The 25,796-nt window shown below is 57.1% G+C and carries 23 protein-coding genes; 7 read left to right on the forward strand and 16 right to left on the reverse strand.

Annotated features, from left to right (window positions below; genetic code table 11):
- Window positions 1-75: 75 nt before the first annotated feature.
- Genes L0664_RS06430 through L0664_RS06450 form a run of 5 tightly spaced genes read right to left on the reverse strand, consistent with a single transcriptional unit; the run spans window position 76 to window position 4,359 of the window.
- On the reverse strand, window positions 76-1,128 hold the full coding sequence (locus L0664_RS06430; protein WP_235224793.1) for a sensor histidine kinase: 1,053 nt from the start codon (window positions 1,126-1,128) through the stop codon (window positions 76-78).
- A 5-nt stretch (window positions 1,129-1,133) separates the two neighbouring features.
- Window positions 1,134-2,315 carry a trans-sulfuration enzyme family protein gene (locus tag L0664_RS06435; RefSeq protein ID WP_235224794.1) on the reverse strand — a complete coding sequence of 394 codons (1,182 nt, stop codon included), beginning with the start codon at window positions 2,313-2,315 and terminating at the stop codon, window positions 1,134-1,136.
- A 1-nt stretch (window position 2,316) separates the two neighbouring features.
- Window positions 2,317-2,835, reverse strand: a complete 519-nt coding sequence (locus tag L0664_RS06440; RefSeq protein WP_418888021.1) for a gamma carbonic anhydrase family protein — start codon at window positions 2,833-2,835, stop codon at window positions 2,317-2,319.
- The gene (gene gmk, locus L0664_RS06445; protein ID WP_235224796.1) at window positions 2,832-3,470 is read right to left on the reverse strand and encodes a guanylate kinase; all 639 of its coding nucleotides are present in this window, start codon (window positions 3,468-3,470) and stop codon (window positions 2,832-2,834) included. The genes L0664_RS06440 and gmk overlap by 4 nt, the downstream gene beginning before the upstream one ends.
- A gap of 4 nt (window positions 3,471-3,474) precedes the next feature.
- On the reverse strand, window positions 3,475-4,359 hold the full coding sequence (locus L0664_RS06450) for a YicC/YloC family endoribonuclease (protein ID WP_235224797.1): 885 nt from the start codon (window positions 4,357-4,359) through the stop codon (window positions 3,475-3,477).
- Window positions 4,360-4,589: 230 nt separating this feature from the next.
- Between L0664_RS06450 and L0664_RS06455 the strand changes: the two genes are divergently transcribed.
- Window positions 4,590-5,279 carry a PAS domain-containing protein gene (locus L0664_RS06455; RefSeq protein ID WP_235224798.1) on the forward strand — a complete coding sequence of 230 codons (690 nt, stop codon included), beginning with the start codon at window positions 4,590-4,592 and terminating at the stop codon, window positions 5,277-5,279.
- 6 nt (window positions 5,280-5,285) lie between these two features.
- On the opposite strand, the gene L0664_RS06460 is transcribed toward L0664_RS06455, so the two are convergent.
- Window positions 5,286-6,656, reverse strand: a complete 1,371-nt coding sequence (locus tag L0664_RS06460) for a class II 3-deoxy-7-phosphoheptulonate synthase (RefSeq protein WP_235224799.1) — start codon at window positions 6,654-6,656, stop codon at window positions 5,286-5,288.
- A gap of 188 nt (window positions 6,657-6,844) precedes the next feature.
- On the opposite strand from L0664_RS06460, the gene L0664_RS06465 reads away from it, so the two are divergent.
- Genes L0664_RS06465 through L0664_RS06475 form a run of 3 tightly spaced genes read left to right on the forward strand, consistent with a single transcriptional unit; the run spans window position 6,845 to window position 8,680 of the window.
- Window positions 6,845-7,846 carry a GlxA family transcriptional regulator gene (locus L0664_RS06465; RefSeq protein WP_235224800.1) on the forward strand — a complete coding sequence of 334 codons (1,002 nt, stop codon included), beginning with the start codon at window positions 6,845-6,847 and terminating at the stop codon, window positions 7,844-7,846.
- Between the two features lie 37 nt (window positions 7,847-7,883).
- Complete coding sequence (locus tag L0664_RS06470) at window positions 7,884-8,312, forward strand: hypothetical protein (RefSeq protein WP_235224801.1); 429 nt, start codon at window positions 7,884-7,886, stop codon at window positions 8,310-8,312.
- Window positions 8,309-8,680 carry a hypothetical protein gene (locus tag L0664_RS06475; protein WP_235224802.1) on the forward strand — a complete coding sequence of 124 codons (372 nt, stop codon included), beginning with the start codon at window positions 8,309-8,311 and terminating at the stop codon, window positions 8,678-8,680. The genes L0664_RS06470 and L0664_RS06475 overlap by 4 nt, the downstream gene beginning before the upstream one ends.
- On the opposite strand, the gene L0664_RS06480 is transcribed toward L0664_RS06475, so the two are convergent.
- Entirely contained in the window at window positions 8,672-9,544 is an 873-nt protein-coding gene (locus L0664_RS06480) for an NAD(P)-dependent oxidoreductase (protein WP_235224803.1), read from the reverse strand. The two genes, L0664_RS06475 and L0664_RS06480, sit on opposite strands and share 9 nt — an antisense overlap.
- Window positions 9,545-9,645: 101 nt before the next feature.
- On the opposite strand from L0664_RS06480, the gene L0664_RS06485 reads away from it, so the two are divergent.
- The gene (locus L0664_RS06485; RefSeq protein ID WP_235224804.1) at window positions 9,646-12,120 is read left to right on the forward strand and encodes a penicillin acylase family protein; all 2,475 of its coding nucleotides are present in this window, start codon (window positions 9,646-9,648) and stop codon (window positions 12,118-12,120) included.
- Here the strand turns inward: L0664_RS06485 and hflX are convergent.
- From hflX to dusB, 9 genes are all read right to left on the reverse strand, one after another.
- A complete protein-coding gene (gene hflX / locus L0664_RS06490) occupies window positions 12,117-13,466 on the reverse strand; it encodes a GTPase HflX (RefSeq protein ID WP_235224805.1) in 1,350 nt (449 codons plus the stop codon). The genes L0664_RS06485 and hflX overlap by 4 nt on opposite strands.
- 5 nt (window positions 13,467-13,471) lie before the next feature.
- Window positions 13,472-13,708 (reverse strand): RNA chaperone Hfq, encoded by a 237-nt coding sequence (hfq, locus tag L0664_RS06495; protein ID WP_235224806.1) that lies wholly within the window; start codon window positions 13,706-13,708, stop codon window positions 13,472-13,474.
- A gap of 121 nt (window positions 13,709-13,829) precedes the next feature.
- Entirely contained in the window at window positions 13,830-15,344 is a 1,515-nt protein-coding gene (locus L0664_RS06500) for a TrkH family potassium uptake protein (RefSeq protein WP_235224907.1), read from the reverse strand.
- 18 nt (window positions 15,345-15,362) lie between these two features.
- Window positions 15,363-16,739: a Trk system potassium transporter TrkA gene (gene trkA, locus L0664_RS06505; protein ID WP_235224807.1), complete on the reverse strand. Its 1,377-nt coding sequence runs from the start codon at window positions 16,737-16,739 to the stop codon at window positions 15,363-15,365.
- Window positions 16,740-16,814: 75 nt separating this feature from the next.
- Window positions 16,815-18,221 (reverse strand): nitrogen assimilation response regulator NtrX, encoded by a 1,407-nt coding sequence (gene ntrX / locus L0664_RS06510; protein ID WP_235224808.1) that lies wholly within the window; start codon window positions 18,219-18,221, stop codon window positions 16,815-16,817.
- 11 nt (window positions 18,222-18,232) lie between these two features.
- Window positions 18,233-20,449, reverse strand: a complete 2,217-nt coding sequence (locus L0664_RS06515) for a sensor histidine kinase NtrY-like (protein WP_235224908.1) — start codon at window positions 20,447-20,449, stop codon at window positions 18,233-18,235.
- A 151-nt stretch (window positions 20,450-20,600) separates the two neighbouring features.
- Window positions 20,601-21,959 carry a response regulator gene (locus L0664_RS06520; RefSeq protein WP_235224809.1) on the reverse strand — a complete coding sequence of 453 codons (1,359 nt, stop codon included), beginning with the start codon at window positions 21,957-21,959 and terminating at the stop codon, window positions 20,601-20,603.
- Entirely contained in the window at window positions 21,960-23,027 is a 1,068-nt protein-coding gene (locus L0664_RS06525) for a two-component system sensor histidine kinase NtrB (protein WP_235224810.1), read from the reverse strand. It abuts the gene before it with no gap.
- Window positions 23,024-24,001, reverse strand: coding sequence for a tRNA dihydrouridine synthase DusB (gene dusB / locus L0664_RS06530; RefSeq protein WP_235224811.1), 978 nt, complete (start codon window positions 23,999-24,001; stop codon window positions 23,024-23,026). Before dusB ends, L0664_RS06525 begins: the two co-directional genes overlap by 4 nt.
- Before the next feature lie 171 nt (window positions 24,002-24,172).
- On the opposite strand from dusB, the gene L0664_RS06535 reads away from it, so the two are divergent.
- Together L0664_RS06535 and L0664_RS06540 are read left to right on the forward strand one after the other, a co-directional pair.
- Window positions 24,173-25,303, forward strand: coding sequence for a bifunctional 2-C-methyl-D-erythritol 4-phosphate cytidylyltransferase/2-C-methyl-D-erythritol 2,4-cyclodiphosphate synthase (locus tag L0664_RS06535; RefSeq protein ID WP_235224812.1), 1,131 nt, complete (start codon window positions 24,173-24,175; stop codon window positions 25,301-25,303).
- Entirely contained in the window at window positions 25,300-25,794 is a 495-nt protein-coding gene (locus tag L0664_RS06540) for a phosphatidylglycerophosphatase A family protein (RefSeq protein ID WP_235224813.1), read from the forward strand. Before L0664_RS06535 ends, L0664_RS06540 begins: the two co-directional genes overlap by 4 nt.
- The last annotated feature ends 2 nt before the right edge of the window (window positions 25,795-25,796 follow it).

Here is a 25,796-nt window from a genome sequence, read left to right on the forward strand (position 1 = left end):
ACGACCTAGGCCGCGTACAAAACGCTTTTGTGACGTTTATGTAAAAGTAATGTGACAGCCGGCAGGCCGCGCGCATTATTCTGCGGCGGAACCAGTGCTTGCGGGTAAAATCACTGTAAATTCAGTGCCTTCCCCCAACACACTTTGCACCCGCAATTGGCCGCGATGGCGATTGATTATGTGCTTCACGATGGCAAGACCAAGCCCCGTTCCACCCACTTCGCGGCTGCGGTGGCTGTCCACGCGGTAAAATCGTTCAGTGAGTCGCGCGATGTGATGGGCGGCAATGCCTTCGCCGTGATCAAGGACGCTCAGCCGAATGCCTGATTGCAACAAACTGGGTTCATGGACCGGCCCACTAAGACGGATTTTAACCGTGCCGTTCTCAGCGCCATATTTGATCGCATTTTCTACAAGGTTACTAACCACCCGCCAAAGCTGTTCACGATCGCCCGGGATCTTCACAGCTTTGTCGGGCATATCAGCCCTAAGCGCGACACCTTTGGCATCTGCTGTCGGGCGCAGGGCATCAAGGACACTGCCCACAAGGTCTTGCAGCGGCACTTTGGCCGTGGGTCTGATACGTTCCTGGCCTTCAACGCGGCTCAACTGGAGCAGGTCTTCGACCAACAGGTGCATACGCCCGGCCTCTTGCTCCATGATACCAAGAAAACGGTCGTGCGCCTTGGGGTCGCCCTTGGCTGGCCCACGCAAAGTTTCGATAAACCCCATCATAGACGTGAGCGGCGTGCGCAATTCATGACTGACGTTGGCGACGAAATCGCGCCGCATCTCACCGGCGTCTTCAAGCGGGGTCATGTCCTGGAAACTGAGAACAACCGTGCGGCCATCGGCGAGCGTCACACCTGACACCGTGACGTCCCACATCATATCGCGCACGCCGTCTGTGCGCTGATACCTCGCGCTGCGGCCCTGCGCGTCTTTCAGCGTCGCTTCGACAGCATCCAGAAGCGCTGGCTGACGCAATGCTGTGACGTAGTGCAGCCCTTCCGGGTCCGTCCCGATCATTTGTTTGGCCGGATTGTTCGCGCCAGAAATCTTGTCGTGTGCATCAATCAAAATGACCGGATTTGGCAACGCCATGATCAATGCACGTGGATCAGACATTTCGACTAGGCCTTCTGGCTTTCGGCGATGGCATTGCTCAACTCGCGGATCAACAAATCCGGTTCCTCAAGGCCTACTGATACGCGAAAGAACCCCTCTGAAATTCCCAAAGCCGCGCGGCCCTGTTCTGTCAGCGCGCGGTGGGACGAAGATGCGGGATGGGACAGCGTCGTGCCGACATCCCCCAAGGTTGGTGCGAATGGCAGATCAGGGGCGGCGCGCGTCAGCGCATTGGCGGCTGCCCGACCGCCTGCGACCTCGAAACTCATCATGTTGCCGGGGCGATTGCCCAACACTTGGGCGGCGCGGTTGTGGTCTGGATGATCGGGGCGGCTGGGATGCAGAACCTTCGTAACACCGTCCAATCCCGCCAAAGCCTGCGACAGGGCCGTTGCCGTTGCCTCAGCGCGGTCATAGCGCAAATCAAACGATTGAAGCCCCCGTTCAGCAAGCCAGCAATCAAACGGGCTGGGCGTCAGACCCCATGTCACATTGGCCACATTGATTTTTTCCATCAATGCGGGATCTTTTGCGACAGTGTAACCAAGCGTGGCGTCCGAATGTCCGGCCAGCAGCTTTGTTACACTATGAATGACAATATCCGCGCCGTGTTCAAACGGCAGATAGCTGCGCGGCGTGGTGAACGTGTTATCGACCATCAACAGAATGCCGCGATCTGCACACAGCTTGGCGATCCCGTCCATATCCGCGATCCGGATTGTTGGGTTCGATACGACCTCAACCACGATCATGCGCGTGTTCGGCTGGATTGCCTTGGCGATGGCGCATGCATCTGTCGGGTCGGCCAAAGTGGTTTCAATGCCGAATTTCGGCAAATCTTCGGTCATCAGGCGCAACGTGCGCCCGTACAGCTGATCCGCGCCGATGACATGATCGCCCGCCTTCAGAACGCCCAAAAACACAGCGCCGACGGCAGACATGCCTGATCCGGTGATAATGCCGCCAGAAACGCCTTCAAGCCCGTCAATCTTTTCGGCCAAAACGGACGCATTTGGGTGGCCTTCGCGGGCATAGGTGAAACCGCTGCCATCCTCGTATTGGGCATCCAACCCGTCAGGATCGGGCGATGAATAGACAACAGACGGCTGGATCGGTGTTACCACGGGGCGCGAAACAGACGATGGCCATGCAGGGCGCCGCGCGAGGTCTTTTGGGGGCTGTGTCATCTTAAATCTCTTTCAGGCCGGTCGCGTAGCGCGCGGCATTTTCTTGATAATGGAGAGCGGATGCGGTCAGGCCTTGGATCGCCTTATCGTCCAACTCGCGGATGATCTTGCCAATGCCCATCACCAGCGATCCGTCAGGAATGATTTTGCCTTCGGTGATCAGCGCACCAGCCCCGATCAGGCAGTTCTTACCAATCACAGCGCCGTTCAACACAGTGGCGCCCATGCCAATCAAGGAATTGTCGCCAATTGTGCAGCCGTGCAGCATCGCCTTGTGCCCAATTGTGCAATTGGTCCCGACGTCTAGCGGATACCCCATATCCGTGTGCAAAACGCAGTTTTCCTGCACGTTGGACCCTTGGCCGATTGTAATGCGTTCGTTGTCCCCTCGGATGGTTGTCCCGAACCAGACCGACGCGCTGGCCATCACAGTGACCTTACCGATCAGATGGCAGCCCGGCGCAATCCACGCGCCCGTATCGATATCCGGCGACGCACCGTCTAGATCGTACAGCATCAGGTCTGATCCTCGTATTCGGTTTGCAGTTCGCGGACAAAGTCGTTCAAGCTGATCTGGCGTTCGCGCCGTGCGCGTTCTGCGGTCAAGATCGCCTTAAGGCTTTGCGCGCAGACATCTGGGTCATCGTTGACAAGAACATAATCGTATTCGGCCCAGTGGCTGACTTCGTCCAATGATTTGGCCATGCGGTTTGCAATCACCTCATCGCTGTCCTGGCCACGCGACCGCAGCCGACCCTCCAGCACGGCCATTGAGGGCGGTAGCAAGAAGATCGACACAACATCGTTGCCTAAAGACGAGTTGCGGATCTGTTGCCCGCCTTGCCAATCAATATCAAACAAGGTGTCTTCGCCTGCGCCCATGGCGGCCTTAACGGGTGCTTTGGGCGAACCATAGTGGTTGTCGAACACTTCGGCGTGCTCAAGCATCTCGCCCTCGGCGACCATGTCTTTGAATTCTTCTGTACTGACAAAATGGTAATCAACGCCGTCTTCTTCACCGACGCGAGGCGCACGCGTTGTGGCAGATACAGAAAATCGGATCGAAGGATCCCATTTGCGCAGAATTTTTGAGTGGAACGATTTGCCCGCGCCGGACGGCGATGACAAGATTATCAAAAGGCCACGTCTGTTCATCGAATTACTCCACGTTCTGAACTTGTTCGCGCATCTGATCGATTACGGCTTTCAAGGCCAGACCAATCTGGGTCAGGTCCACGTCTTGCGCTTTGGAACACAGGGTATTCGCCTCGCGGTTAAATTCTTGTGTCAAAAAGTCGAGCTTGCGCCCCACCGGCCCGCCTGCGGTCAACAAGTCCCGCGCCGCAGTGACATGCGCACCAAGTCTGTCAATTTCTTCGGTGATGTCGGATTTCACCGCAAGCAATGCCAGTTCTTGCGCGACGCGGTCAGGGTCAGCACCTGTCGCTGTGTCCATCACGCGGGCCAAAGCGGCGGCCATTTGCGTTTTGACGGCCTCGGTCCGTGCGGTGGCTGCGCCGACTGCCTGTGCTGTCAAAGTTTCGATCTGGTTGATCTGATCCGTTAGCACGGCAAGCAAAGACACGCCCTCGGCCGCGCGCATTTCAATCATGGCAGCCAATGCGCTGTCAAAATCGGCCATCAGCTGTTCTGACAAATCAGCGGCCTGACCCTGCCCCATCACCAACACACCACGCTGCGCCAAAACATCCGCCGCGGTGGGTTGGCCCAACGTCACACCTTTATCGAAGGCGCGTTCTTGCACACGATCGAGAGCCTCAAGGATCACATCCATACGGGCCGGATCAATTTGCAAGGTGCCATCGGCCTGATCGCGATTAAGACGCAAACCGATGGTGATTGTTCCGCGCGTTGCGACCTTGCCGGTGCTGGCGCGCACCGCAGCCTCAAGCGCGGCTACGGAATCAGGCAGGCGCACTTTAACATCAAGGCCGCGCCCGTTGACCGACCGCACCTCCCATGTCCAAGACGCGGTATCGGCGTTTCCTTGCTGAGTGGCAAAGGCAGTCATGGATCGGATCAAAGCAGGCCTCCATTGATCGGTGTGTCGGCTATCCCCTTGCACCTAAAGCCAAAGCCCCACGAGGGGCAAGGGTGGCGCCTGACCCGACCATGCAGAATTAACTAAAAAACCGTTAAGCCGTTAACCTATTAGGACTTTGTTCAGAGTATTTGTGGCGCGATTATGGCAAAAGGTTGTTGCGGGCCAATCCAGCGGCCCAACACATAAACAACCGATTAAGGATACATCGCATGAGCTTTACATTTGATCCCTACAAGTTGCGCGCCGGTGATGTAACCGAAGCACAGGACGTTCTGATGACAAACCCGACTGCGCTGAATGAAATGGAGCGGTATTGGGCATCCCTGCCCCGAACACGTGGTGTTCCGCTGCGCAAAGACGTTGATCCGGCCCAGATGGGCGGGCTTCTTGAAGACAGTTTCATCCTTGAACGGGTTGCCCCCGGTGTTGCGCGCATTCGCGTCGCGGGCCGCAATATCGCTAAACTGATCGGGATTGAACCGCGTGGTTTGCCGCTGACGGCGGCATTCCTGCCCGAGGCCCGCGCAGAAGTCGGTCAATATCTGGAAAAGGCGTTTACGTCGCCCGGTCTTGTCGAACTTGCGCTCTCCTCGCCTCGTGCGGTTGGCCAGCCAAAGCTGCATGGCAAAATCCTGATGTTGCCACTGCGCGATGATCATGGTCGGGTGAGCCGTATCATGGGGGTTCTTGTGATGTCAGGACGCCGCGGAATGGGCGGACGCCGCTTTGCGCTGTCCAAAGAAATCCCTGCGCGGTTTGAACCGACGGTTGGCCTTCAGGTCGTGCCAAACATTCCTACGGCCACGACACGGCCAAGCCTGCGCAGCGTTGCCACTGGCCCAGACAGCAAAAAGGCGGGGGACATGCCTGCCCTCCGCCTCGTTGTTTCTAATTCGTAAAGTGTATCAGGCGGTTTTCGCCGCCTGAACCTTTGCGCGACGCGCTGACAATTCTTCAGCGACCAAGAATGCAAGCTCCAAGGACTGGGATGCATTCAGACGCGGATCGCACGCTGTGTGATACCGCGACCCGAGGTCTTCGTCCGTCACCGCACGCACACCACCGGTACATTCGGTTACATCCGCGCCCGTCATTTCAAAGTGGACACCACCGGGCACGGTCCCTTCGGCGTTGTGCACGCCAAAGAATTCACGCACCTCGCGCAGCACACTTTCGAACGGACGGGTTTTATAACCCGAGGATGATTTGATCGTGTTGCCGTGCATCGGATCACAGGTCCAAACGACGTTCGCACCCTCTTCCTCAACCGCTTTGATCAGACGCGGCAGGTGTTCACCGACCGTGCCCGCACCAAAGCGCGCGATCAACGTCAAACGGCCCGCTTCGTTTTCAGGGTTCAGCTTGTGCATCAGCGCCTTGAGGTGACCTGTCGTCATCGTCGGGCCGCACTTCAACCCGATCGGGTTTTGCACACCGGAACAGAATTCAACATGCGCGCCGTCTGGCTGACGTGTGCGATCGCCAATCCAGATCATATGACCGGACCCAGCAAGCCATTTGCCGGACGTAGAATCGATCCGCGTCAGGGCCTCTTCGTATTCAAGCAACAGCGCTTCGTGGGATGTGTAGAAATCCACCGTCTGAAGTTCGTGGTTGTTATCCGACGTCATCCCAGCCGCTTGCATGAAATCAAGCGTGTCGGAAATCCGTTCGGCCATCTCGCGATATTTCGCGGCTTCGGGCGCGCCGGTGAATCCCAGCGTCCAGCCGTGCACCTGATGTACATCTGCATAACCACCTGTCGAAAAGGCGCGCAGCAGGTTCAGCGTGCCAGCGGCCTGTGTGTATGCCTGTAACATCTTTTCGGGGTTCGGAATGCGTGATTCCGGCGTGAATTCCAGATCGTTGATGATGTCACCGCGGTAGCTCGGCAGTTCTACACCATCGACAACTTCTGTCGGCGCAGAGCGCGGCTTGGCGAATTGCCCCGCCATGCGGCCAACCTTAACGACAGGCACTTTGGCGCCGTATGTCAGCACCATTGCCATCTGCAACATCACTTTGAACGTGTCGCGGATCGGGTCAGCCTGAAACGCAGCAAAGCTTTCGGCGCAATCGCCGCCCTGCAACAAGAACGCATCGCCGCGCGACACATCTGCCAGTTCAGCGCGCAAACGCCGTGCTTCGCCTGCAAAAACCAGTGGTGGATAGGACCCCAGCTTTTCCTCAACTGCGGCCAGTGCCGCTGCGTCGGTATAGTCAGGCATCTGAACCCGCGGCTTGTTGCGCCAGTCAGATTTGTTCCAGTCCGTCATGTTCTTGCTCCAGGTAAAACAGCCCGCACACCAGATCGGTTAGCGGTACCAGCCCTGCTTATAGACAACCTGTGGATAAGGTCCAACGCCAAAACTGCTTCTTTATGTCGCTTTTGTGTTTCAAATCACTTGATATGGCACTGGAAAGGTGGTCAGGATTTCCAGTGGTATAAGAATATGGACCCCCAATGCAGCGTCACAATATCATCGACGTAGAAGCAACGCGCGATACACCTTCACGGTTCGTGTTTGTCTTGCTCGACCAATTTACGCTTTTGTCGTTTGCGGCGGCGGTTGACTGCCTGCGCATCGCCAATTTGATGGCGGGTCAGGAATTGTACAAATGGTCGCTGGTTGGCGAAGGTGGTGATACTGTCACTTGTTCAACCGGGACCACGTTTAACCTCGATGGTGATTTGGAAGAACTGCACCGCGACGACACGGTGATTTTGTGTGGCGGGCGTGATGTTCAATCCGCAACGACCAAGAAAATACTCAACTGGTTGCGCCGTGAATCCCGCCGTGGCTTGACGATGGGCGGGCTGTGTACGGCTGCGTTTTCGCTTGCCAAGGCCGGGCTTCTGGATGGCAAACGCGCGACGATCCATTGGGAAAACCACGACAGCTTTGCAGAGGAGTTTCTTGAGGTAGAGCTGACAAAATCGGTCTTTGTCAAAGACGGCAATCGCTGGACCACAGCCGGTGGTACGTCCTCCATCGATTTGTTCTTGCAGATTATCGCCGATCAATACGGCGAAGAACTGGCCAATGCCGTTGCAGACCAGCAGATTTATTCAGCTATTCGCACCGATCAAGACACGCAGCGTTTGTCGATCCCGACCCGCATCGGTGTGCGGCATCCGAAATTGTCCCGCGTTATCCAGGCGATGGAACAGAATATTGAAGAACCCATTAGTCCGTCGATTTTGGCCAAAGATGTCGGAATGTCTACCCGCCAGCTGGAACGCCTGTTTCGTCGTTATCTGAACCGCTCGCCCAAGCGCTATTATATGGAACTGCGCCTGCAAAAGGCGCGCAACCTGTTGATGCAAACGGATATGAGCGTCATCAACGTGGCGCTGGCCTGTGGTTTCGCATCACCGAGCCATTTTTCAAAATGTTACCGCGCCCATTACGACACCACGCCCTACCGCGAACGGGGGGCACATGCCGCGCGGCTTTCAGTCTAGGTCAATTCGTTAACTTGTTTTTTGTAAAGAGGTCGCCATGTTAAGCCGTTCCACTATGTTGCCCGTTGCATTGGCCGTCGTCATTGGTTTTCTAACGCTGATGGCGATTTCATCCGGCAGATCGGACGCGCCGGGTGTGGTTGGCGACTCTGATTATCCGCACTACATCTGTACATTCAACGAATATTGCGAAGGCGATACTTGTACATCTGATCCATCCTCGTTTGTTCTCTATACCGAACATGTCGACCTTAAGCCGCGGCTGGAACTGGCGCGGGTCAATCCGGATGTCTCTGTTACAAAAACGGCGACCGAACATGTATACGAAACACGCGGCGGTGTCGTGAGCGGCACTTTGACTTTCTTTTCTGATCGCACGTTATATTGGGAAGCCGCATCCGGCCCCGCAAGCACGCCGATCGAACATTATGCGACCGGGCGATGTGAACGGCTTAGATCACCATGAAGATCGTAGCGGGCCTGATATGTCTGACCGCAACACCTGCCTTGGCAAACTTTGACTGTGTCCTGCGCGACCTTGGCTGCGTTTCACAGTGCAAGGAGATTTCCGTAAAATTTGCAATCGACACCGCGCAATTCGTCGCCCCGCAAAACCCGAACGACCCGCCAAGACGGCAAATCACCACCGTGACGCAAGATCGTGATGTTTTCAGCGCAGAGGCGATCTTGATGCCCGGCGGTGTGCGCGGTTTTCATGAAGACGCAGGCGAAATCGGCAGCCGCCTGATGATTGTGCAACCCGACGGCACTGCCCGCCTCACGCTTCAACCTGCCAACCTCACATTGGCAGGGCAATGTGAGGTTCTACCCTAACGCGCGCAGTCTTTTTATCAGGCTTGATGTGTCCCACCGTGCGCCGCCCATGTTTTGAACGTCTTTGTAAAATTGATCGACAATCGCGGTAACAGGCAACGATGCGCCTGTTTCATCAGCAGTATCAAGGCAAATGCCAAGGTCCTTGCGCATCCAATCCACCGCAAAGCCGTGATCGAATTCGCCATCAATCATGGTCTCATAACGGTTCTGCATCTGCCATGATCCCGCCGCACCTTGTGAAATAACCTCAACCACGGCGCGGCCATCTAGGCCGGCTTTCTCGGCGAAATGCAACGCCTCTGACAGGCCTTGAACCAAACCCGCGATGGCGATCTGGTTGCACATCTTGGTCATCTGGCCTGCGCCACTGTCCCCGATACGGCGGCAAACGCGCGCATAGGCATCAATGACCGGTTCGGCCTTTGCATAGACATCCGCGTCGCCACCGCACATGACAGACAACACACCATTCTCTGCGCCCGCTTGGCCGCCAGAAATTGGCGCATCAACGAATGCAACGCCCGTTTGCGCCGCCATGGCGTAAAGTTCGCGGGTGACCTTGGCCGAAACCGTCGTGTGATCTACGAACACAGCGCCCGATTCCATGGTTGCAAACGCGCCGTCAGCGCCAACGCACACACCGCGCAAATCATCGTCATTGCCCACGCAAGCCATTACGAAATCTGCGCCATCCGCCGCCTTCGCAGGTGTCGTAGCCATGGCCCCGCCGTGTTCACCAACCCAGGCTTCGGCCTTGGCCACCGTGCGGTTATAAACAGTCACATCGTGACCCGCCTTTACCAGATGCCCGGCCATTGGATATCCCATGACCCCTAATCCTAAAAATGCGACCTTTGCCATGGTGTGTCCTCTTGCTTGCATCATCAATTGTGTTGCGAGATAGGTAACGGGTCCGCGCGCCGCGTCAACTGGCATCGGGCACGCTCGTTTAAGGAACCTTTATGGCACTCGTCTTTCGCTGGCTCATCCGACTTGCCTCTGCGCTGATCGTTCTGGCTGTTGCGGTGTTTGCGCTGGCCTATTATTTCGCATCCCGTTCCTTGCCCGACTACGAAGGCACGCTTGAGGTTGCTGGCATTTCCGCGCCTGTGGAAATCGTGCGCGACAATGCGAATGTGCCCCATATCTTTGGCGACACAGACGAAGACGTGTTCTTTGCCCTTGGCCTTGCCCACGCCCAAGACAGGTTGTGGCAAATGACAATGCTGCGCCGCACAGCACAGGGCCGTTTGTCGGAACTGTTCGGCGCGCGCACGCTGCCCATCGACAGTCTGATCCGCCGCCTTGATTTATACCCGTTGTCGCAATCATCGGTGAACGCGCTTGATGAGACCACCCGAGCAGCGCTTGAGGCGTATTCCGCGGGCGTCAATGCATGGATCAATCAGGTCAACGCAGGCGCACGAGGCCGTGGCGCGCCTGAGATGTGGATGTTCAACCATGCGATTGCACCGTGGCAACCTGCGGATTCCGTATCGATCATTAAAGTCATGGCGCTCCAGCTTAGCAGTCACCTCGAAGAAGAAGTGTTGCGTGCCCGCACATCGCTGATCCTCAGCAACGAAGACCGTCTGAACGACATCTTGCCAATGGTTCCGGGGTCCGGCCTTGCGGCGCTGCCCAACTACGCATCGCTTGTGCCGGATGTACCGACATATGCGCCCAATTCACGCATGGCGTTTGACCCGATTTCGCCTGTTGTGCCGCGTGCCCTTGCGGGGGCGTCGAATGCATGGGCGGCGGGTGTGCCACGCTCAGCCACAGGATCAACTTTGTTGGCCAATGATCCGCATCTTGGCCTGACGGCGCCGTCGATCTGGTATCTTGCGCGTCTGGAACTGGAAAGTGGCGGCGTGATCGGCGGCACCATTCCCGGTGTGCCCGTGATTATGCTGGGCCGGTCTTCTGATCTGGGTTGGGGGATCACGTCATCCTACCTTGATGATCAGGATGTTTATATCGAAGAGGTGAACCCGTCAGACGCCAGCCAATACCGCGTTCCGAATGGCTGGGCGAACTTTGAAACCCGCGAAAGCATCGTGCGCATCAAAGACGCGCCGTCGGTGACATTGCAATTGCAATGGACAGTGAACGGACCCGTCCTGCCGCCCGATCAATACGATCTGAACACAATCCGCCCGCCCGGGCATGTAACGGCTGTCGCGTGGACGGCCTTGTCAGATGCAGACACAACCATGCAAGCCGCGATGGAACTTATGCGCGCCACAAGCGTCGAGGCCGGAATTGCGGCCGCGGAGGGGTATGTCGCCCCAAGCCAGATGCTGACCCTCGCGGATCGCAATTCTATTGGGCTAAAACTGATCGGCCATGTTCCCAACCGCGACCCCGCCCATGTGACCCAAGGCCGTTTGCCCCATTACGGGTATCTGCCGCAGAACCGCTGGGATGGACGGCGCGCCTATGACACCAACCCGGAGTGGATTGACCCCATCGGCGGGATCGTTGGAAACACCAACAACAAGGTCATTGAGGCCCCGTTCCCCGCCCACATCAGCCATATGTGGGGGGACAGCCAGCGCGTGAACCGCTGGCGTTTGTTGATGCAAGCCCGCGAAGTCCACACGCGCGACAGTTTCATCGAAGCCCAGTCAGATACTGTCAGCTACACCGCGCGATCCATCTTGCCGCTGATTGGTGCTGATCTGTGGTTCACAGGCGAAGCGGCCCCGGAAGGCACACCTGCGAAATTGCGTCAGGACGCCTTGGCGCTGCTCGCTGAATGGAACGGTGAGATGAACGAACATCTGCCCGAACCGCTTCTTTATTCCGCATGGATGCGGGCGTTACAAGACCGCCTGATCCGCGATGAACTGGGCCCCTTGGCGCGGGAATTCACCCATGTTGAACCGCTGTTCATCGAACGGGTTTACCGCAACACGGATGGTGCGTCTGAATGGTGCGACGTCTTGCAATCCGCGCCGCAAGAAACGTGCAGCGACATTGCCAGACTGGCGCTTGATGATGCGCTTATTTGGGTCGGTGAACGTCACGGTACGGCCCTCGAAAGTCTGCGCTGGGGCGACGCCCATGAGGCCACGCATGACCATCCGGTCTTGGGTGAGGCACCGGTGTTGCGTTGGTTCGTCAACATCCGCCAATCCACGTCTGGTGGCGACAACACGTTGATGCGGGGCCGCACCAGTGGCGTTGGCGATGATCCGTTCCTGAATGTCCACGCGGCCGCGTACCGGGGCGTCTATGATTTCGCCGATCCGGACAGTTCGGTGTTCATCACGTCCACGGGCCAATCGGGTCATTTCCTATCGCGCTACTACGATGATCTTGGCGATTTGTGGCGGCGCGGTGAATATATCCCCATGTCGCTTGATCCGGCGTTGGCGCGTGGTGGGGCCGTTGGTGTGACCATGTTACAGCCAGTGGGAACCGCCAATTAATCGAGCGGGTGGTATCCACCGCTTTTGCCGTCATCCACGGGCTTTGTGTCTTTGGGCAAATCCATCGCATCAGGAAACTGTTTTTCAAACTGGGCCTGCTGCATTGGCGTCCAGGTGACGTTGATGGTCCAGCCTGTGTCGGTCTGATCGTCTGATACGATAACGCCTTCGCGTTGCAGCCAGCTTTGGGCAGCACCCATCGCCCAATCGAGCGTCAGCGTCAGATCGCGGGTCTTGCCCTTTAGGTGTTCGGTAACCCGTTCAAGAAGCGTATCCAGCCCCTGCCCTGTGACAGCCGAAATCGCAAAGACATCGTCGCCGTCTTTGTTGAGGGCCGACACGTAATTCGCATCATCCTCGTCCAGCAGATCGACCTTGTTCAGAACTTCGATCATCGGCACATCGGGGTTCACGTCAAGCTGGCGCAACGTATCCATTACCGCGCGTTTTTGGGCGGCAGATTGGGCATGACTGATATCGCGCACGTGCAGAATCACGTCTGCTTCCAGCACTTCTTCGAGGGTTGCACGGAACGACGCGACAAGTTGCGTTGGCAAGTCAGAAATAAACCCAACCGTGTCAGACATGATGACTTCGTCGCCCGTGGGCAATTCAACCCTGCGCATGGTCGGATCAAGCGTGGCGAACAACATGTCTTTGGCGAACACATCCGCGCCCGTTAGTCGGTTGAACAGCGTCGATTTACCAGCATTGGTGTAACCAACCAAAGCCACAATCGGAAACGGCACCTTGGCGCGTGCCTTGCGGTGCAATTCCCGTGTCTTAACAACCTTTTCCAACGACTTCTTAAGGCGGTTTAGCTGGAGATCAATCGCGCGGCGGTCCGCCTCAATCTGGGTTTCACCGGGGCCACCGACAAAACCAAGACCACCACGCTGGCGTTCAAGGTGGGTCCATGCGCGGACAAGCCGCGTGCGCTGATACGACAGCGCGGCCATTTCAACCTGCAACACGCCTTCGCGTGTGCGCGCGCGGTCGCTGAAGATTTCTAAGATCAGGCCGGTGCGGTCCAGCAGTTTGACGCCCCATTCTTTTTCAAGGTTACGCTGCTGCACCGGGCTCACGTGGCCATCGATCAGAACAAGGCCAGCATCGGCCTCTTCTAACCATTCACCGATTTCAGCGATCTTGCCTTTGCCGAACAACATCCCGGGATGGACTTTGGGAAGGCCAACAACCTGCGCGCCAGCGACATCAAGTTCAGGTAGCGCGCGCGCAAGCGATACCCCTTCTTCAAGGGCGGCCTGTGCATTTCGGCGCAGATGGTCTGATTTGATTTCCGGATGCAGGACATAGGCCCGCGTGGCGGACCGTTCCTCGCCCATCCTATTTACGCTTCTTCGCCGTCATAAAGACTGATCGGCTGGCTCGGCATGATTGTGCTGATCGCCGATTTGTAGACCAACTGGCTCTGGCCATCGCGGCGCAACAACACGCAGAAGCTGTCAAACCACGTGATGACCCCCTGAAGCTTCACACCGTTGATCAAGAAAATAGTTACCGGAACCTTGGATTTGCGGACGTTATTTAGAAACGCATCCTGTAAGTTCTGCTTATCTGAGGCCATGTTCCCCATCCCTTATTGTTTTTGTGACTGCCCTAGGCGGCCAATGTATCCATCCACGTCGTACTATGTCGTGGGGCGTTTCGAATTTCCACCCCCAAAACACCACACCAATTGTGGCGTGTCATCGCCGCCAGAATTCGGGGTTCAATAGTGCGATAATGGCAAGCGCCTCAAGGCGGCCAAGAACCATCGCCAAGGCCAGAACGACCTTCGCAAAGTCCGGGATACCCGCATAGGAAATCGGTGTTTCAGCCGCGATCGACGCCAGCGGTCCGGTTGTTGACAGGGCCGACACCGCCAGCACCATCGCCGTTTCGAACTGCACACCTGACAGCGCCAACAAAACCATCACGGCCGCGATGGAAATGGTGAACAACATAAAGAAAATCCACGCGATCTGCGCGCCTTGCCTGCGGATCTGGCGCGCTTCTTTGCCCGCCCCCCCGACGGAAGACGGATGAACAAGGCGTTCAATTTCGCGCTGGCCGTGTTTCCACAACGCATAGACCCGTAGCAATTTAATGCCACCTGCGGTCGTCGCAACGCCGCCCCCGATCAGCGACAGGCCCACCAGCATTAACCCAGGCGTGCCAAGCCCTGACCAATCGCGTGTTGCCGTCCAATCTGCGGATTCAAAGCCTGTCGTCGTCAAAAAGCTGGTGATTGTGAACAAAGCGCCCCACAGCGCATGTGCCGCGGAAATAAAATCGTTCTGGGCATCGTTTTCAAAGACCACAAGGCCGTGGCGCACGAACAAGACCATCACCAGCACGACGATCAAGATGATGGCCAATTTGAATTCGCTGTCTTTGTGTAACGGTTTCATTTCCAGCCCGGACAACCCGCGCGAAAACGACACGCGCGACATCGCAAATGCAAAGAAGAAGAGGATTATGAATTCTCCGACCAGTCCCGAGGGTGAAAACAGGATGCCACCGACCGGGGATATGCCGGACGTCGCCATCACCGACATTGCATGGCACAGGGCCACAAACGGAATTTCACCCGCCGCCGTTAACCCTAACCAAAGCAACGCCGTAAGCGCCGTGTAAAGCGGGATCAATTTCGCACCGTAACGGGCCAAGCGTTCGGACGGATCAGACACGCGCCCGATCTGGGCATAGTTTCTGTCACGCGCCGTTCCGCCCTGTGTCGCGCGGACCTCAAACCCCCCGATGTTAAGCGGCGCGAGGATCGAAATCGCAGCAACCCACACCAGCAAACCGCCAAGCCATCCCATCAACGCACGCCACAAATGCACCGAACTGGGTAAGTTGCGTGGGCTGTCATAAAGGGTGGCACCGGTTGTCGTGATCGAGGAAACGCTTTCAAACCACGCCTCAAGAAAAGACATGCGCGACACGGATTCATACATCGGCACCGCAAGCATGATTGGCAGGATCAAAAAGGCCGCAAGAAGGGACACAAGGTAGCCGCGCGCCAGCGTGCTTTTGTAGCTAGCGGTGGCCAATCCTATGAACAGCGTGAGCACGAAAAACAGCAGCGCGGAATAGAAAAACGACCGTGAGACCGCGTGATTGTCCACGGCGAGAGCATGGGCCGCAGGCACGATCATGGCCAGTGATCCGATGCCCATCAAAAGCACGAAAAACGGGCGTTGAAGAAGGGTGTTCATCATCGCCCCAAACGCCCCCTAGAAGAAGTCGATAGACACTTGCAGCAGCGTCTCGACCTCTGCGACCTGACTGGCCATCGCGAAAATTGCAACAATATCGCCCTCCTCGATGCGCAAATCTGCACGAGGTTTTGACATTTTGCCACTTTTGAGAACACCGCCCACTAAAACACCTTCGGGGAAATCAACGTCCTTAAGCTGCTTTCCCGCGATGGGACTGGTGGTCAAAACCTGTGCCTCGATCATCTCTGCCTCGGCGTCACCGATTGAATAGACAGATCGCACACGCCCGTGCCGGATGTGGCGCAAGATGGAGGAAACGGTCGTGGCGCGAGGGTTGATGTAGGCGTCGATATCAAGCGGCCCCATCAGCGGCACAAGCGTTGGATCATTGGTCAGACAGATTGCCATTTTACAGCCCAGCCCTTTGGCGCGGACGGCCGCCAGCAGGTTGGTTTTATCATCATCTGTTACGGCCAAAACCGCGTCGGCATTTCCGATATTCGCCTCTTCCAGAAGGGATGAATCCAGACCATCCCCGTTCAGAACAATTGTACGTTCCAGCGCGTCAGCGGCGGTTTCCGCAATGTCGCGGTTTCGTTCGATCACCCGCACACGGATACGATCGGTGCGGGTTTCCAGCGCGCGGGCCACGGCCAATCCGACGTTGCCGCCACCGATGATCACGACCCGTTCCAGTTTGCCCTGTGTCTTGCCAAAGATTTCCAAAGTGCGGGCCATATCGGTGTTTTCCGTCATGACGTAACATTCATCGTTCGGAAAAATCTGGTCCCCCGCTGAGGGCACGAACAACGTCCCGCCGCGCCGTATCCCGACAACAATCGCCTTTAGTGTTGAAAACAGATCGCTGAGCTGACGAAGGGGTGTGTTGATAACCGGGCAGTCTTCGTCAATCGCGATGCCCAAAAGCTGCGCATGGCCTTCAAGAAAGCTTTCGGTGTCAAACGCCGCCGGTGCCGCAAGCCGTTGAAGCGCGGCCTCTGCTACTTCGCGTTCGGGCGAAATCACGACATCAATCGGCAGGTGATCGCGGCGGTACAGATCGGAATAGATGGCATTCAGATAACTTTGCCCGCGCAAACGCGCGATCTTGCGTTGTACTGCAAACACCGAATGGGCCACCTGACAGGTCACCATATTGACCTCGTCGGAATGGGTGGCCGCGATGACCATATCGGCATCTTCGGCCCCTGCCCGTTCCAGAATGTCCGGGTAGCTGGCGAAACCGGAAATGCCTTGCACGTCCAACGTATCGGTCGCGCGGCGCACCAGTTCAGGGTTGTTGTCAACAACGGTGACGTCGTTGCGCTCTGACGCGAGGTGACGGGCGATTTGCCAGCCGACTTGACCTGCTCCGCAAATGATAACCTTCATGGACGCGCCTCAATTCAATCGGTGTCTGATTTCGGTTCAATGGTGGTGACAGATGGGGCCAGCACGGTCAATCGCTCACGCTTCGGCATCTTCTTCGATGTAGGCCACCCGCGCACCCGCTTTGTTGGATGTCACAACACCAAGCGTCTTGAGCTTGCGGTGCAATGCGGAACGTTCCATGCCCACAAAGCTTGCGGTGCGGCTGATATTGCCGCCAAAACGGTTGATCTGGGTCAGAAGGTATTCACGTTCAAACAGCTCACGGGCTTCGCGCAGCGGCAGCGTCGCAAGGCTACCGGACAACAACACGCGGCCATCATCAGACGGGCCGTCCGCCTGATTTGGAAGCTCTTTGGCCTCAATCGGTCCGGTGGCATCCCCAAGGATCAACACCCGTTCCATCACGTTTCGAAGCTGGCGCGCATTGCCCGGCCACGGCATCGTTTGCAGCAATGCACCAGCCTCATCACTTAAAGGTCGCGCTGTAAGCCCCTGAGATACATGTAATTCTTCGATAAAGTGGGCAGCCAACAACGGAATGTCCTCGCGACGTTCTTCAAGGCTGGGGACATGGATCGGCACAACATTCAGGCGGTGATACAATTCTTGTCGGAAGGTCTCTGCCTCAATCGCGGCGACCAGATCACGGTTCGTGCTGGAAATAACCCGGACATCAACCTGCACTTTGTCCACACCGCCAACGCGCTGGAATTTCTGATCAACCAGCACGCGCAGCAGTTTGGATTGTGTCGCAAGGGGCATGTCTGCGACCCCGTCAAAATAGATCACACCGCCGCTGGCTTCTTCCAGCAAACCACGTTCAATCCCGCGGCCTTCGGTTTCACGACCAAACAGCACTTCTTCCATACGCTCGGGTTCGACGCCCGCACAGTTCACGGATACAAACGGCATGTCGGCGCGATCAGAATTGACGTGGATGTAGCGCGCGGCGGTTTCTTTTCCTGTGCCGCTCTCGCCCGTCAGCATCACACGACCATTTGATTTCGTGACCTTCTCTAGCTGGGAAATCAAGGTGCGGAACGCAGCACTTTCACCAAGCATCTCCGTTGGTGCCGCATCTGTGCGTTTAAGTTCGATGTTCTCGCGGCGCAGGCGGCTGGTTTCCATGGCGCGGCGGATCACAACCATCAACTGGTCGATATTAAACGGTTTTTCGATAAAGTCGTATGCGCCTTGTTTGATCGCAGCGACCGCGATTTCGATATTGCCGTGGCCGGAAATGATCACAACCGGTACTTCCGGGTGATCCTTCTTGACCTGCTTGAGGATATCGATCCCGTCCATGCGGCTGTCTTTCAGCCAGATATCGAGGATCATCAGCGCCGGCGTTTCCTTGTCGATTTGCGCCATGCATTCATCAGATGTGCCCGCCAATCGCGTCGTGAACCCCTCATCCTTGAGAATGTCCGAGATCAACTCACGGATGTCGCGTTCGTCGTCGGTGATCAGAATATCGCCCATATTACTTTACCTCATGCCGTTTCTTTTATGCGCGGCGCGTCGGCCGCTTGGATGGGAAGAGTGACCACAGCCATAGCGCCAATACGCCCGCTGTCATCAAAGGCGGGCGCGTCCGTCAGCGTCAGCGTCCCCCCATGTTCATCAATAATTTTCTTCACGATTGGCAGGCCAAGGCCGGTGCCTTTTTCGCGGGTGGTCACGTAGGGTTCGAACAGTTTTGCGCGGTCTTCCGGCAGCCCGATCCCGTTGTCTGCAATGGTGATTTGTGCGTCCCCGTCGCGCAGGTCCATTTCGATATGGACTTTCGGTTGAATGTTCAGGCCTGGTTCTTTTTCCTGCAGGCTTTCAATGGCTTCGCCTGCGTTCTTAATCAGGTTCGTCAGGGCCTGCGTCATCATTGTATCGTCAAGATCTGCAAGAATGGTGGTATCCGGCATCGTCAAATCAAACGCGACGTCGGGCTGGCCCGCCTTTTGCAATGTGACCGCATCCCGCAGAATGGCCGTTAGATCATTGGTGCGTCGATCCGGTTCCGGCATGCGTGCGAATTTGGAAAATTCATCAACAATGCGCCGTAAGTCATTGGTTTGGCGCACAATTACGTCCGTCAGTTGTTCAAGGTCTGATGGAACATCGACCTCACGCGAAAACTTGCGTTTGATCCGTTCCGCCGAAAGCTGGATGGGCGTCAGCGGGTTTTTGATTTCATGCGCGATACGACGCGCGACGTCGCCCCAGGCTGCCATACGCTGCGCAGACACCAGATCGGTCACGTCTTCGAAGGCAACGACATACCCCTCAAGGGTTTCATCGTCGCGCAGGCGGTGTGACATGCGCACAAGCAGGCTCTCTTGTTGTCCACCACGTACAAGGTTCACTTGTCCCTGCACCACAGATTTGCCGCCCTGTGTGATGTCTTCAAACAGTGTCGCGAATTCGGGTACGGCCACGGACAACGCCGTGTCTTTGCCACCGTCCACCTCAAGCAGACGGTTGGCAGAGCGGTTCACAAATGTCACCCGCCCTTCATCATCCAGCCCCACGACGCCGGAGGGAACAGACGACAACACGGAATCAAACAAACGACGCCGCCGTTCAATCTGGCGAGTATTATCGAGAAGTTCTTCGCGTTGGTCGCGCAACTGCGCGGTCATTTGGTTGAAGTAGCGGCCGAGTTGGGCGATTTCATCTTCGCCTTCTTCTTCACGGACGCGCACGTTCAAATCGCCAGCACCGACCCGCTGGGAAGCACCGACAAGCCGCCCCACCGGGCGCGACAGACGTTCCGCAAACCACAAACCCACCCAGACAGATGCCAGGATCAGGATGATCGCAAAGCCAAGGTAAAACAGGCCGAAATCAAACAGGATGCGACCTCGGTCATTTTCAAGTTGGCCATAAAGTTCAACGGTGGCCTGCGTTTCGTCCAGCAGCGCAAGGATACTGCCATCCACTGCGCGCGTGACATACAGATATTTGTCGCTGAACGCCTCAAGCGGGATAAGCGCGCGAAATTCGTTGTTGGTCCAGTCTTCGATAATCACGATGCCGGACATACGTGCTTGCGTCAGTTGTTCGGTGCTGGGCTGTTCGAAATAAAACTCGTAGGACCGCTCCCCTCGCGCCCAAATTTCGCCCGCGCCGTCCAGCACGAACACTTCGGTTAGGCTGCGTTCGATTTGGGGCTGTATCGCGGCCAGTGCCTGACGCACCTCGCCGCGTTCCATGAAAAATGTCTGCAATCGTTCCGTGTTGAGGAACCCCGCAAGGGCGCGTCCGTCGCGCGATACTTCTTGGCGGTGTTCCTCTTCATAGGCCTGTGCGGCGGACAAGGAATTGCCCAGAACATCGCGGACACGGTCCGAAAACCAGCCCTCAAGACCGATGTTGATCGTGATGACCGCAAAGATAGCGACTGCAACTGTCGGAATAAGCGCCAAGAGGCCGAAAACCCCGGTTAGTCGCAGGTGCAATCGCGATCCAGCCGATTTTGCACGCCGCGCGGCAATCATGCTGACAACCCGCGACGACACGAGAACGGCAATCATCAAAATATAAGTGATATCGGCCAGCAGGATGAGGCGTAGCACCGCCGTGCGATCTGTCTGATCAAGCGGGCGTAGGGCTGTGATCGTCAAAATAACGAGGACCGGAGCAAGCAGAACAAGGATCACGGTCGACGCGTTTTGCACGCGGCGGCTGCGTCGCCAGCGCGAAAACGCCAGCATATTCGTACCCAAAAGGGATCGCTGCACGCGAAATGCCCCACTTACCAAGGGCTTATATGTTGTCGTTAAACCACATAGTGCCCACCGCCTGTTGATGTGATCCTGCCCCAATCGACGACTGCGCTCAGAGGGTCACGGTTATGTTGCCCTTTTACATCATTTTGCGGCGGCGTGTCACGTGGATATCAAGATCTGTGATCTTTTTTCTCAAGGTATTGCGGTTGATGCCAAGAAGCTCGGCACATTTAGCTTGATTACCGGATGTCGCATCAAGGGCAATTTCGATCAAAGGGGCCTCAACCTCGCGCAGGATACGCTGATACAGACCCGGCGGCGGCAACATCCCACCATGCAAATCAAAGTAGCGTTTCAGGTGCTGGGCGACCGATCCGGACAGTTTGTCAGAATTGCCGGTCTGCAAAGGTTCAACAGCGGGTTGCGATCCCAAGACCTGTTCGACTTCGGGGCGATGGATTTCTTCGTTGGTTGATGTGACGACCAGGCGGCGCACGACGTTTTCCAACTGGCGCACGTTGCCGGGCCACGTATAGGCGCGCACGATGTCCACGGCACTGCTGCCCAAACGGCGCGGCGCGGCCCCGTCCCGTTCTGCGCGGGCCAAAAAGTGTTCAGCCAACAGCGGAATATCATCAACGCGATCACGCAGCGGCGGCACCGTAATGGTCACCCCCGCGAGGCGATAATAGAGATCTTCGCGCACGGATCCGTCTTCAAGCGCGTCCAACAAATCAGACCGCGACGTCGCCATAACCCGCGGTGCCGTTTCGCCCAAAGCGTCGAGCATCCGAACGATCCGGCCTTGGGTTTCCATCGGAAGATCACCCACTTCATCAAACACCAGCGATCCGCCTTTCGCGCGGGCCAGCAATGTCGACGGCCCTTCCATTCCATCAAGATCGGAGGCGGCGGCAACAACGAAAGGCAAGGACCGTCGATCTGAAAAGTCATGGATAGCACGCGCAATCAGGCTTTTGCCTGTGCCGCTTTCACCCGTCACCAAGACCGACATGGGCGTGTTCATCACCCGTGCAACCAGACGGTACAGCGCCTGCATCGCAGGGGTTCGCCCAACGAGCGGTAGGTCATCGGTTTCCGTTGCCCCGTCGCGGGGGGCTGGTGCGCGACGTTTTACATCCAACGCCCGCGCGGCGCGCTTCATGAGATCAGGCAAGTCGAACGGTTTGGGCAGATAATCATAGGCGTCAGCCTCGGCCGCTTGGATCGCCGTCATGATGGTGTTTTGTGCGGAAATTACGATCACCGGCAAACCGGGCCGCGCCTCTGCGATTTTCGGCAGCTGCTCAAGCCCGTTTCCGTCCGGCATAACCACGTCGGAAATCACCAGATCGCCCTTCCCCTCTTCGACCCAGCGCATCAGCGTGACCAAAGATGATGTCGCGTGCACCTTACAGCCGGCGCGGGTCAGCGCCTGCGTCAGCACCGTGCGAATTGTGCGATCGTCATCAGCGACAAGAACAGTTCCATCCATTTAGTTTTCTCCGTTTTTGTCTTTTGGGACCGTGGGCAGGGACACGCGAAATACGGTGCGTCCGGGGATGGATTCCACAGAAATCCAGCCATCCACGTCCGCAATCAGTTTACTAACGAGCGCAAGGCCCAACCCGGTGCCGTTTTCCCGCCCTGAGATAAACGGCTCAAACACATCTGCTGCGATTTCCGGCGGAAGGCCGGGGCCGTCGTCGATAATTTCGATTTGCAGGGGTAAACGCGCCGCGGATCCATCCGCGCGTTGCATGCGCAAGGACGGCTCATAGAAAGTGTGCAGTCGGATCGACCCGCCTGCCCCACCTGCCTCGGACGCATTTTTCAGCAAGTTCAGAAACACCTGCAACAACTGGTCTGCGTCCGCGAACGTGGGCGGCAATGACGGATCATAATCTTCGATAAACATCATATGAGCGCCAAACCCGACGGACGCCGATTGGCGCGCGCGATCCAGAACGTCGTGAATGTTCACAGGTTTGCGGTTGGGCGGTTGCAGATTGCCGAACTGTTCGACCTGATCCAAAAGCGCGACGATGCGGCGGCTTTCGTCCACGATCATATCGGTCAGCTCTCGATCCCCGTTCGACAGCGTCATCGACAGCAATTGCGCAGCCCCCGTGATTCCCGCCAGCGGGTTTTTGATTTCATGGGCCAGCATTTCAGCCATGCCGATCGCGGATTTGGCAGCGCGAATGGATTGCGACGATTTGGTCAGCCGCGACGCCATTTCGCGCGGCTCAAAAATCATCAGCATTTTGTCATCATCATCATCGCGCAGCGGTGCGAACTGGATGTTGCATTGCATTGGCGGCCGTTCCCCGCTGCCCACATCAACGTCGTTCACAAACAAGGATGTGCGATTGGCGGCGGCGCGTTTGTAGGCGTCCTCCATCGGGGCATCGATCATGACCTTTTCCCAAACCGTCGCATTCTTGAGCGCTTTGGCCGATAGGTTCAAAAAGGCCTCAGCGGCGGAATTGCTTTCGGAAATTGTGTCATCCGCGTTCAGCAACAACGCTGGGACAGGCAAGGAATTCCAAAGTGCATTCATGCAGCGCACCGCTGTGCCAAGGCATCCGGCAGCAGTTTGAACACCTGTTCGGGGTCGCGTTGCGTCAGCACTGCGCGGCGCAGCGTAGGTTCGGGGGCGGCCTGATCCATGTACCAACCAAGATGTTTGCGCGCGGTTTTACTGCCGAGTTCAGCGCCGTAAAACGACAGCATCGCATCGTAATGTGTGGACACCATATCGATGAACGCGCGTCCTGCTGGCGCTGGCGCGGCCGTCTTTCCCGTCAAACCCGCAGCGACGTCGCGCAAAATCCATGGTCGTCCTTGCGCCCCGCGCCCGATCATCACACCGTTCGCGCCGGATGCGCGCAGTGCCGTTTGCGCGCTCTGCGTGTCAATAATATCCCCATTTGCGATCACGGGAATACGCACTGCGTCTTTCACCGCAGCAATGGCTGCCCAATCTGCGTGTCCTTTGTAAAACTGGCAGCGTGTCCGCCCGTGGATCACAATACGTTTGATGCCTGCGGCCTCAGCGCGCTGTGCCAGCTCGGGCGCATTCAACAGCGCGTCGTCCCATCCAAGGCGAGTCTTGAGCGTTACGGGAATATCAACCGCGCCAACCACAGCCTCGATCAACGTAAGGGCATGATCCAGATCGCGCATCAATGCGGACCCGGAATAGCCCTGTGTCACCTTTTTTGCCGGACACCCCATATTGATGTCGATCATCGCGGCGCCGTTTGCTTCGACCACGCGGGCGGCCTCGGCCATCCAATGCGCCTCGCGTCCCGCCAGTTGCACCGCAGTCTGACCCTGATCAAACCCAAGCTCTGCTTTCTCGCGCACGCCGGGCTTGGCCTGCACCATTTCCTGACTGGCGACCATTTCTGACACCACCCAGCCCGCACCAAAGGACGCCACCAGTTGGCGAAACGGTAGATCCGTGATCCCAGCGAGCGGCGCAAGCGCGACAGGGCTGTTGGGATCAGGCAATGGAATCTCGTGGCTCATAGGCAGAAACTAGTGGCTCTGTCGGGCCGCCACAATGAAAGCGCGGTGAATTAACGGGCAGAAAACATGACATGCTTAATTTTTGGGCGCTCGGTCGCTTTGCCTTTCCCCATGGGGCGGCACTGGATACAATATGGCCAAACAGGCCTCTGAAACTGGAACCAAACCACAATGACAACTGCAGCCATCATTGTCGCCGCTGGCCGTGGCACCCGCGCAGGTGGCGATGCGCCCAAACAATGGCAACTGATTGCGGGTCAAACTGTTGTGGAACACACCCTTGATCTGTTTGAGGCGCATGACCGCATCGATGAAATTATCCTTGTTGTGGCGCAGGCGGATATCCAGCGAGCCCACGATCTTGGCCTTCAGGATCGCGCTGCGGTGGTGATTGGTGGGGCCGAACGATCAGCCTCAGTGATGAACGGCTTGGCGCAGACCACGGCTGAACGTGTTTTGATCCATGACGCGGCGCGGTGTTGTTGCCCCGCAAACGTACTTGATCGCGTTATGGACGCGCTTGAGGATCATCCCGCTGCAGCCCCCGCCCTTGCCGTGACTGATGCGCTTTGGACTGGTAAAGATGGTGCGGTGACGGGCGTGCAGGACCGCACAGGCCTCTACCGCGCACAAACACCGCAAGGGTTTCACACGGCCCCCTTGCGTGACGCGCATGTCATCCACGGCGCAGGTGCGGCGGATGATGTGGCCGTTGCACGCGCTGCCGGATTGTCCGTGGCAATCGTTCAGGGCGATACACGGAACCTGAAAATCACCACGCCTGACGATTTTGCACGGGCCGCAGCCCTTTTGGAGACATCAATGGATATTAGAACCGGCAACGGGTTTGACGTGCACCGCTTTGGCGAGGGCGATCATGTGATCCTGTGCGGCGTCAAAATCCCGCACAATCGCGGCCTTCAGGGGCATTCGGATGCGGACGTGGGGATGCACACGGTGACAGATGCGATCTACGGTGCATTGTGTCGTGGTGATATCGGCCAGCATTTTCCGCCCAGTGATCCGCAATGGAAGGGCGCGGACAGCGTTATTTTCCTTGAACATGCATGCGGGCTGGCCCGCGACATGGGGTTTGACATCACCCATATGGATTGTACCCTCATCTGCGAATTCCCCAAAATTGGACCCGTGGCGCAGGCGATGCGGGACAGAATGGCGAACATCATGGGCCTTGACGTGGATCGCATCAGCGTCAAGGCAACGACCTCTGAACGGCTTGGTTTTACGGGGCGCGGCGAAGGGATTGCAGCGATGGCAACTGTAACTTTGGTGAAGTCATGAAGGATCAGTGGGCCAAAATCACCGCAACGGTCTTTTATGTGGGCTACATGAAACCCGCGCCGGGCACGTGGGGGTCATTGGCCGCCCTGCCCCTTGCTTGGCTGATCTATATGATCGGCGGCATGTGGTTGTTCCTGCTTGCGATCCCCGCGGCTTATATAAAGGGCTATTACGCGACCAAATGGATGACTGAAGGCGGCGACGATCATGATCCGTCCGAGATCGTCATAGACGAGGTCGTCGGCCAATGGATTGCACTGGCGCCCGTCATTATCGGCGCGGCACACGCTGGCGTCAGTATAGTCGCGCTTTGGCCCGGCTGGATCGCCGCGTTTGTGCTGTTTCGTCTGTTTGACATCACCAAACCCGGTCCTGTTGGTTGGGCTGATCGCAAAGACAACGCGACCGGCGTCATGCTTGACGATGTGATCGCGGGTGTGATGGCTGCCATTTGCGTCATCGGCCTTGCGGCGGTCTGGCACGGGATCTGATC

This window comes from Octadecabacter dasysiphoniae (assembly GCF_021532615.1).
Classification (GTDB): domain Bacteria; phylum Pseudomonadota; class Alphaproteobacteria; order Rhodobacterales; family Rhodobacteraceae; genus Octadecabacter; species Octadecabacter dasysiphoniae.

What these genes read in the sequence shown, in the direction of transcription:
- L0664_RS06455 (WP_235224798.1), top strand. Translation starts at nt 4,590, where the DNA reads ATGAGCTTTACATTTGATCCCTACAAGTTGCGCGCCGGTGATGTAACC.
- L0664_RS06520 (WP_235224809.1), bottom strand. Translation starts at nt 21,959, where the DNA reads ATGGATGGAACTGTTCTTGTCGCTGATGACGATCGCACAATTCGCACG.
- L0664_RS06430 (WP_235224793.1), bottom strand. Translation starts at nt 1,128, where the DNA reads ATGTCTGATCCACGTGCATTGATCATGGCGTTGCCAAATCCGGTCATT.
- L0664_RS06540 (WP_235224813.1), top strand. Translation starts at nt 25,300, where the DNA reads ATGAAGGATCAGTGGGCCAAAATCACCGCAACGGTCTTTTATGTGGGC.
- L0664_RS06465 (WP_235224800.1), top strand. Translation starts at nt 6,845, where the DNA reads ATGCAGCGTCACAATATCATCGACGTAGAAGCAACGCGCGATACACCT.
- L0664_RS06525 (WP_235224810.1), bottom strand. Translation starts at nt 23,027, where the DNA reads ATGAATGCACTTTGGAATTCCTTGCCTGTCCCAGCGTTGTTGCTGAAC.
- L0664_RS06470 (WP_235224801.1), top strand. Translation starts at nt 7,884, where the DNA reads ATGTTAAGCCGTTCCACTATGTTGCCCGTTGCATTGGCCGTCGTCATT.
- ntrX (WP_235224808.1), bottom strand. Translation starts at nt 18,221, where the DNA reads ATGGGCGATATTCTGATCACCGACGACGAACGCGACATCCGTGAGTTG.
- dusB (WP_235224811.1), bottom strand. Translation starts at nt 24,001, where the DNA reads ATGAGCCACGAGATTCCATTGCCTGATCCCAACAGCCCTGTCGCGCTT.
- L0664_RS06500 (WP_235224907.1), bottom strand. Translation starts at nt 15,344, where the DNA reads ATGAACACCCTTCTTCAACGCCCGTTTTTCGTGCTTTTGATGGGCATC.
- hfq (WP_235224806.1), bottom strand. Translation starts at nt 13,708, where the DNA reads ATGGCCTCAGATAAGCAGAACTTACAGGATGCGTTTCTAAATAACGTC.
- L0664_RS06515 (WP_235224908.1), bottom strand. Translation starts at nt 20,449, where the DNA reads ATGCTGGCGTTTTCGCGCTGGCGACGCAGCCGCCGCGTGCAAAACGCG.
- L0664_RS06485 (WP_235224804.1), top strand. Translation starts at nt 9,646, where the DNA reads ATGGCACTCGTCTTTCGCTGGCTCATCCGACTTGCCTCTGCGCTGATC.
- L0664_RS06535 (WP_235224812.1), top strand. Translation starts at nt 24,173, where the DNA reads ATGACAACTGCAGCCATCATTGTCGCCGCTGGCCGTGGCACCCGCGCA.
- trkA (WP_235224807.1), bottom strand. Translation starts at nt 16,739, where the DNA reads ATGAAGGTTATCATTTGCGGAGCAGGTCAAGTCGGCTGGCAAATCGCC.
- L0664_RS06460 (WP_235224799.1), bottom strand. Translation starts at nt 6,656, where the DNA reads ATGACGGACTGGAACAAATCTGACTGGCGCAACAAGCCGCGGGTTCAG.
- gmk (WP_235224796.1), bottom strand. Translation starts at nt 3,470, where the DNA reads ATGAACAGACGTGGCCTTTTGATAATCTTGTCATCGCCGTCCGGCGCG.
- L0664_RS06435 (WP_235224794.1), bottom strand. Translation starts at nt 2,315, where the DNA reads ATGACACAGCCCCCAAAAGACCTCGCGCGGCGCCCTGCATGGCCATCG.
- L0664_RS06475 (WP_235224802.1), top strand. Translation starts at nt 8,309, where the DNA reads ATGAAGATCGTAGCGGGCCTGATATGTCTGACCGCAACACCTGCCTTG.
- L0664_RS06480 (WP_235224803.1), bottom strand. Translation starts at nt 9,544, where the DNA reads ATGGCAAAGGTCGCATTTTTAGGATTAGGGGTCATGGGATATCCAATG.
- hflX (WP_235224805.1), bottom strand. Translation starts at nt 13,466, where the DNA reads ATGGGCGAGGAACGGTCCGCCACGCGGGCCTATGTCCTGCATCCGGAA.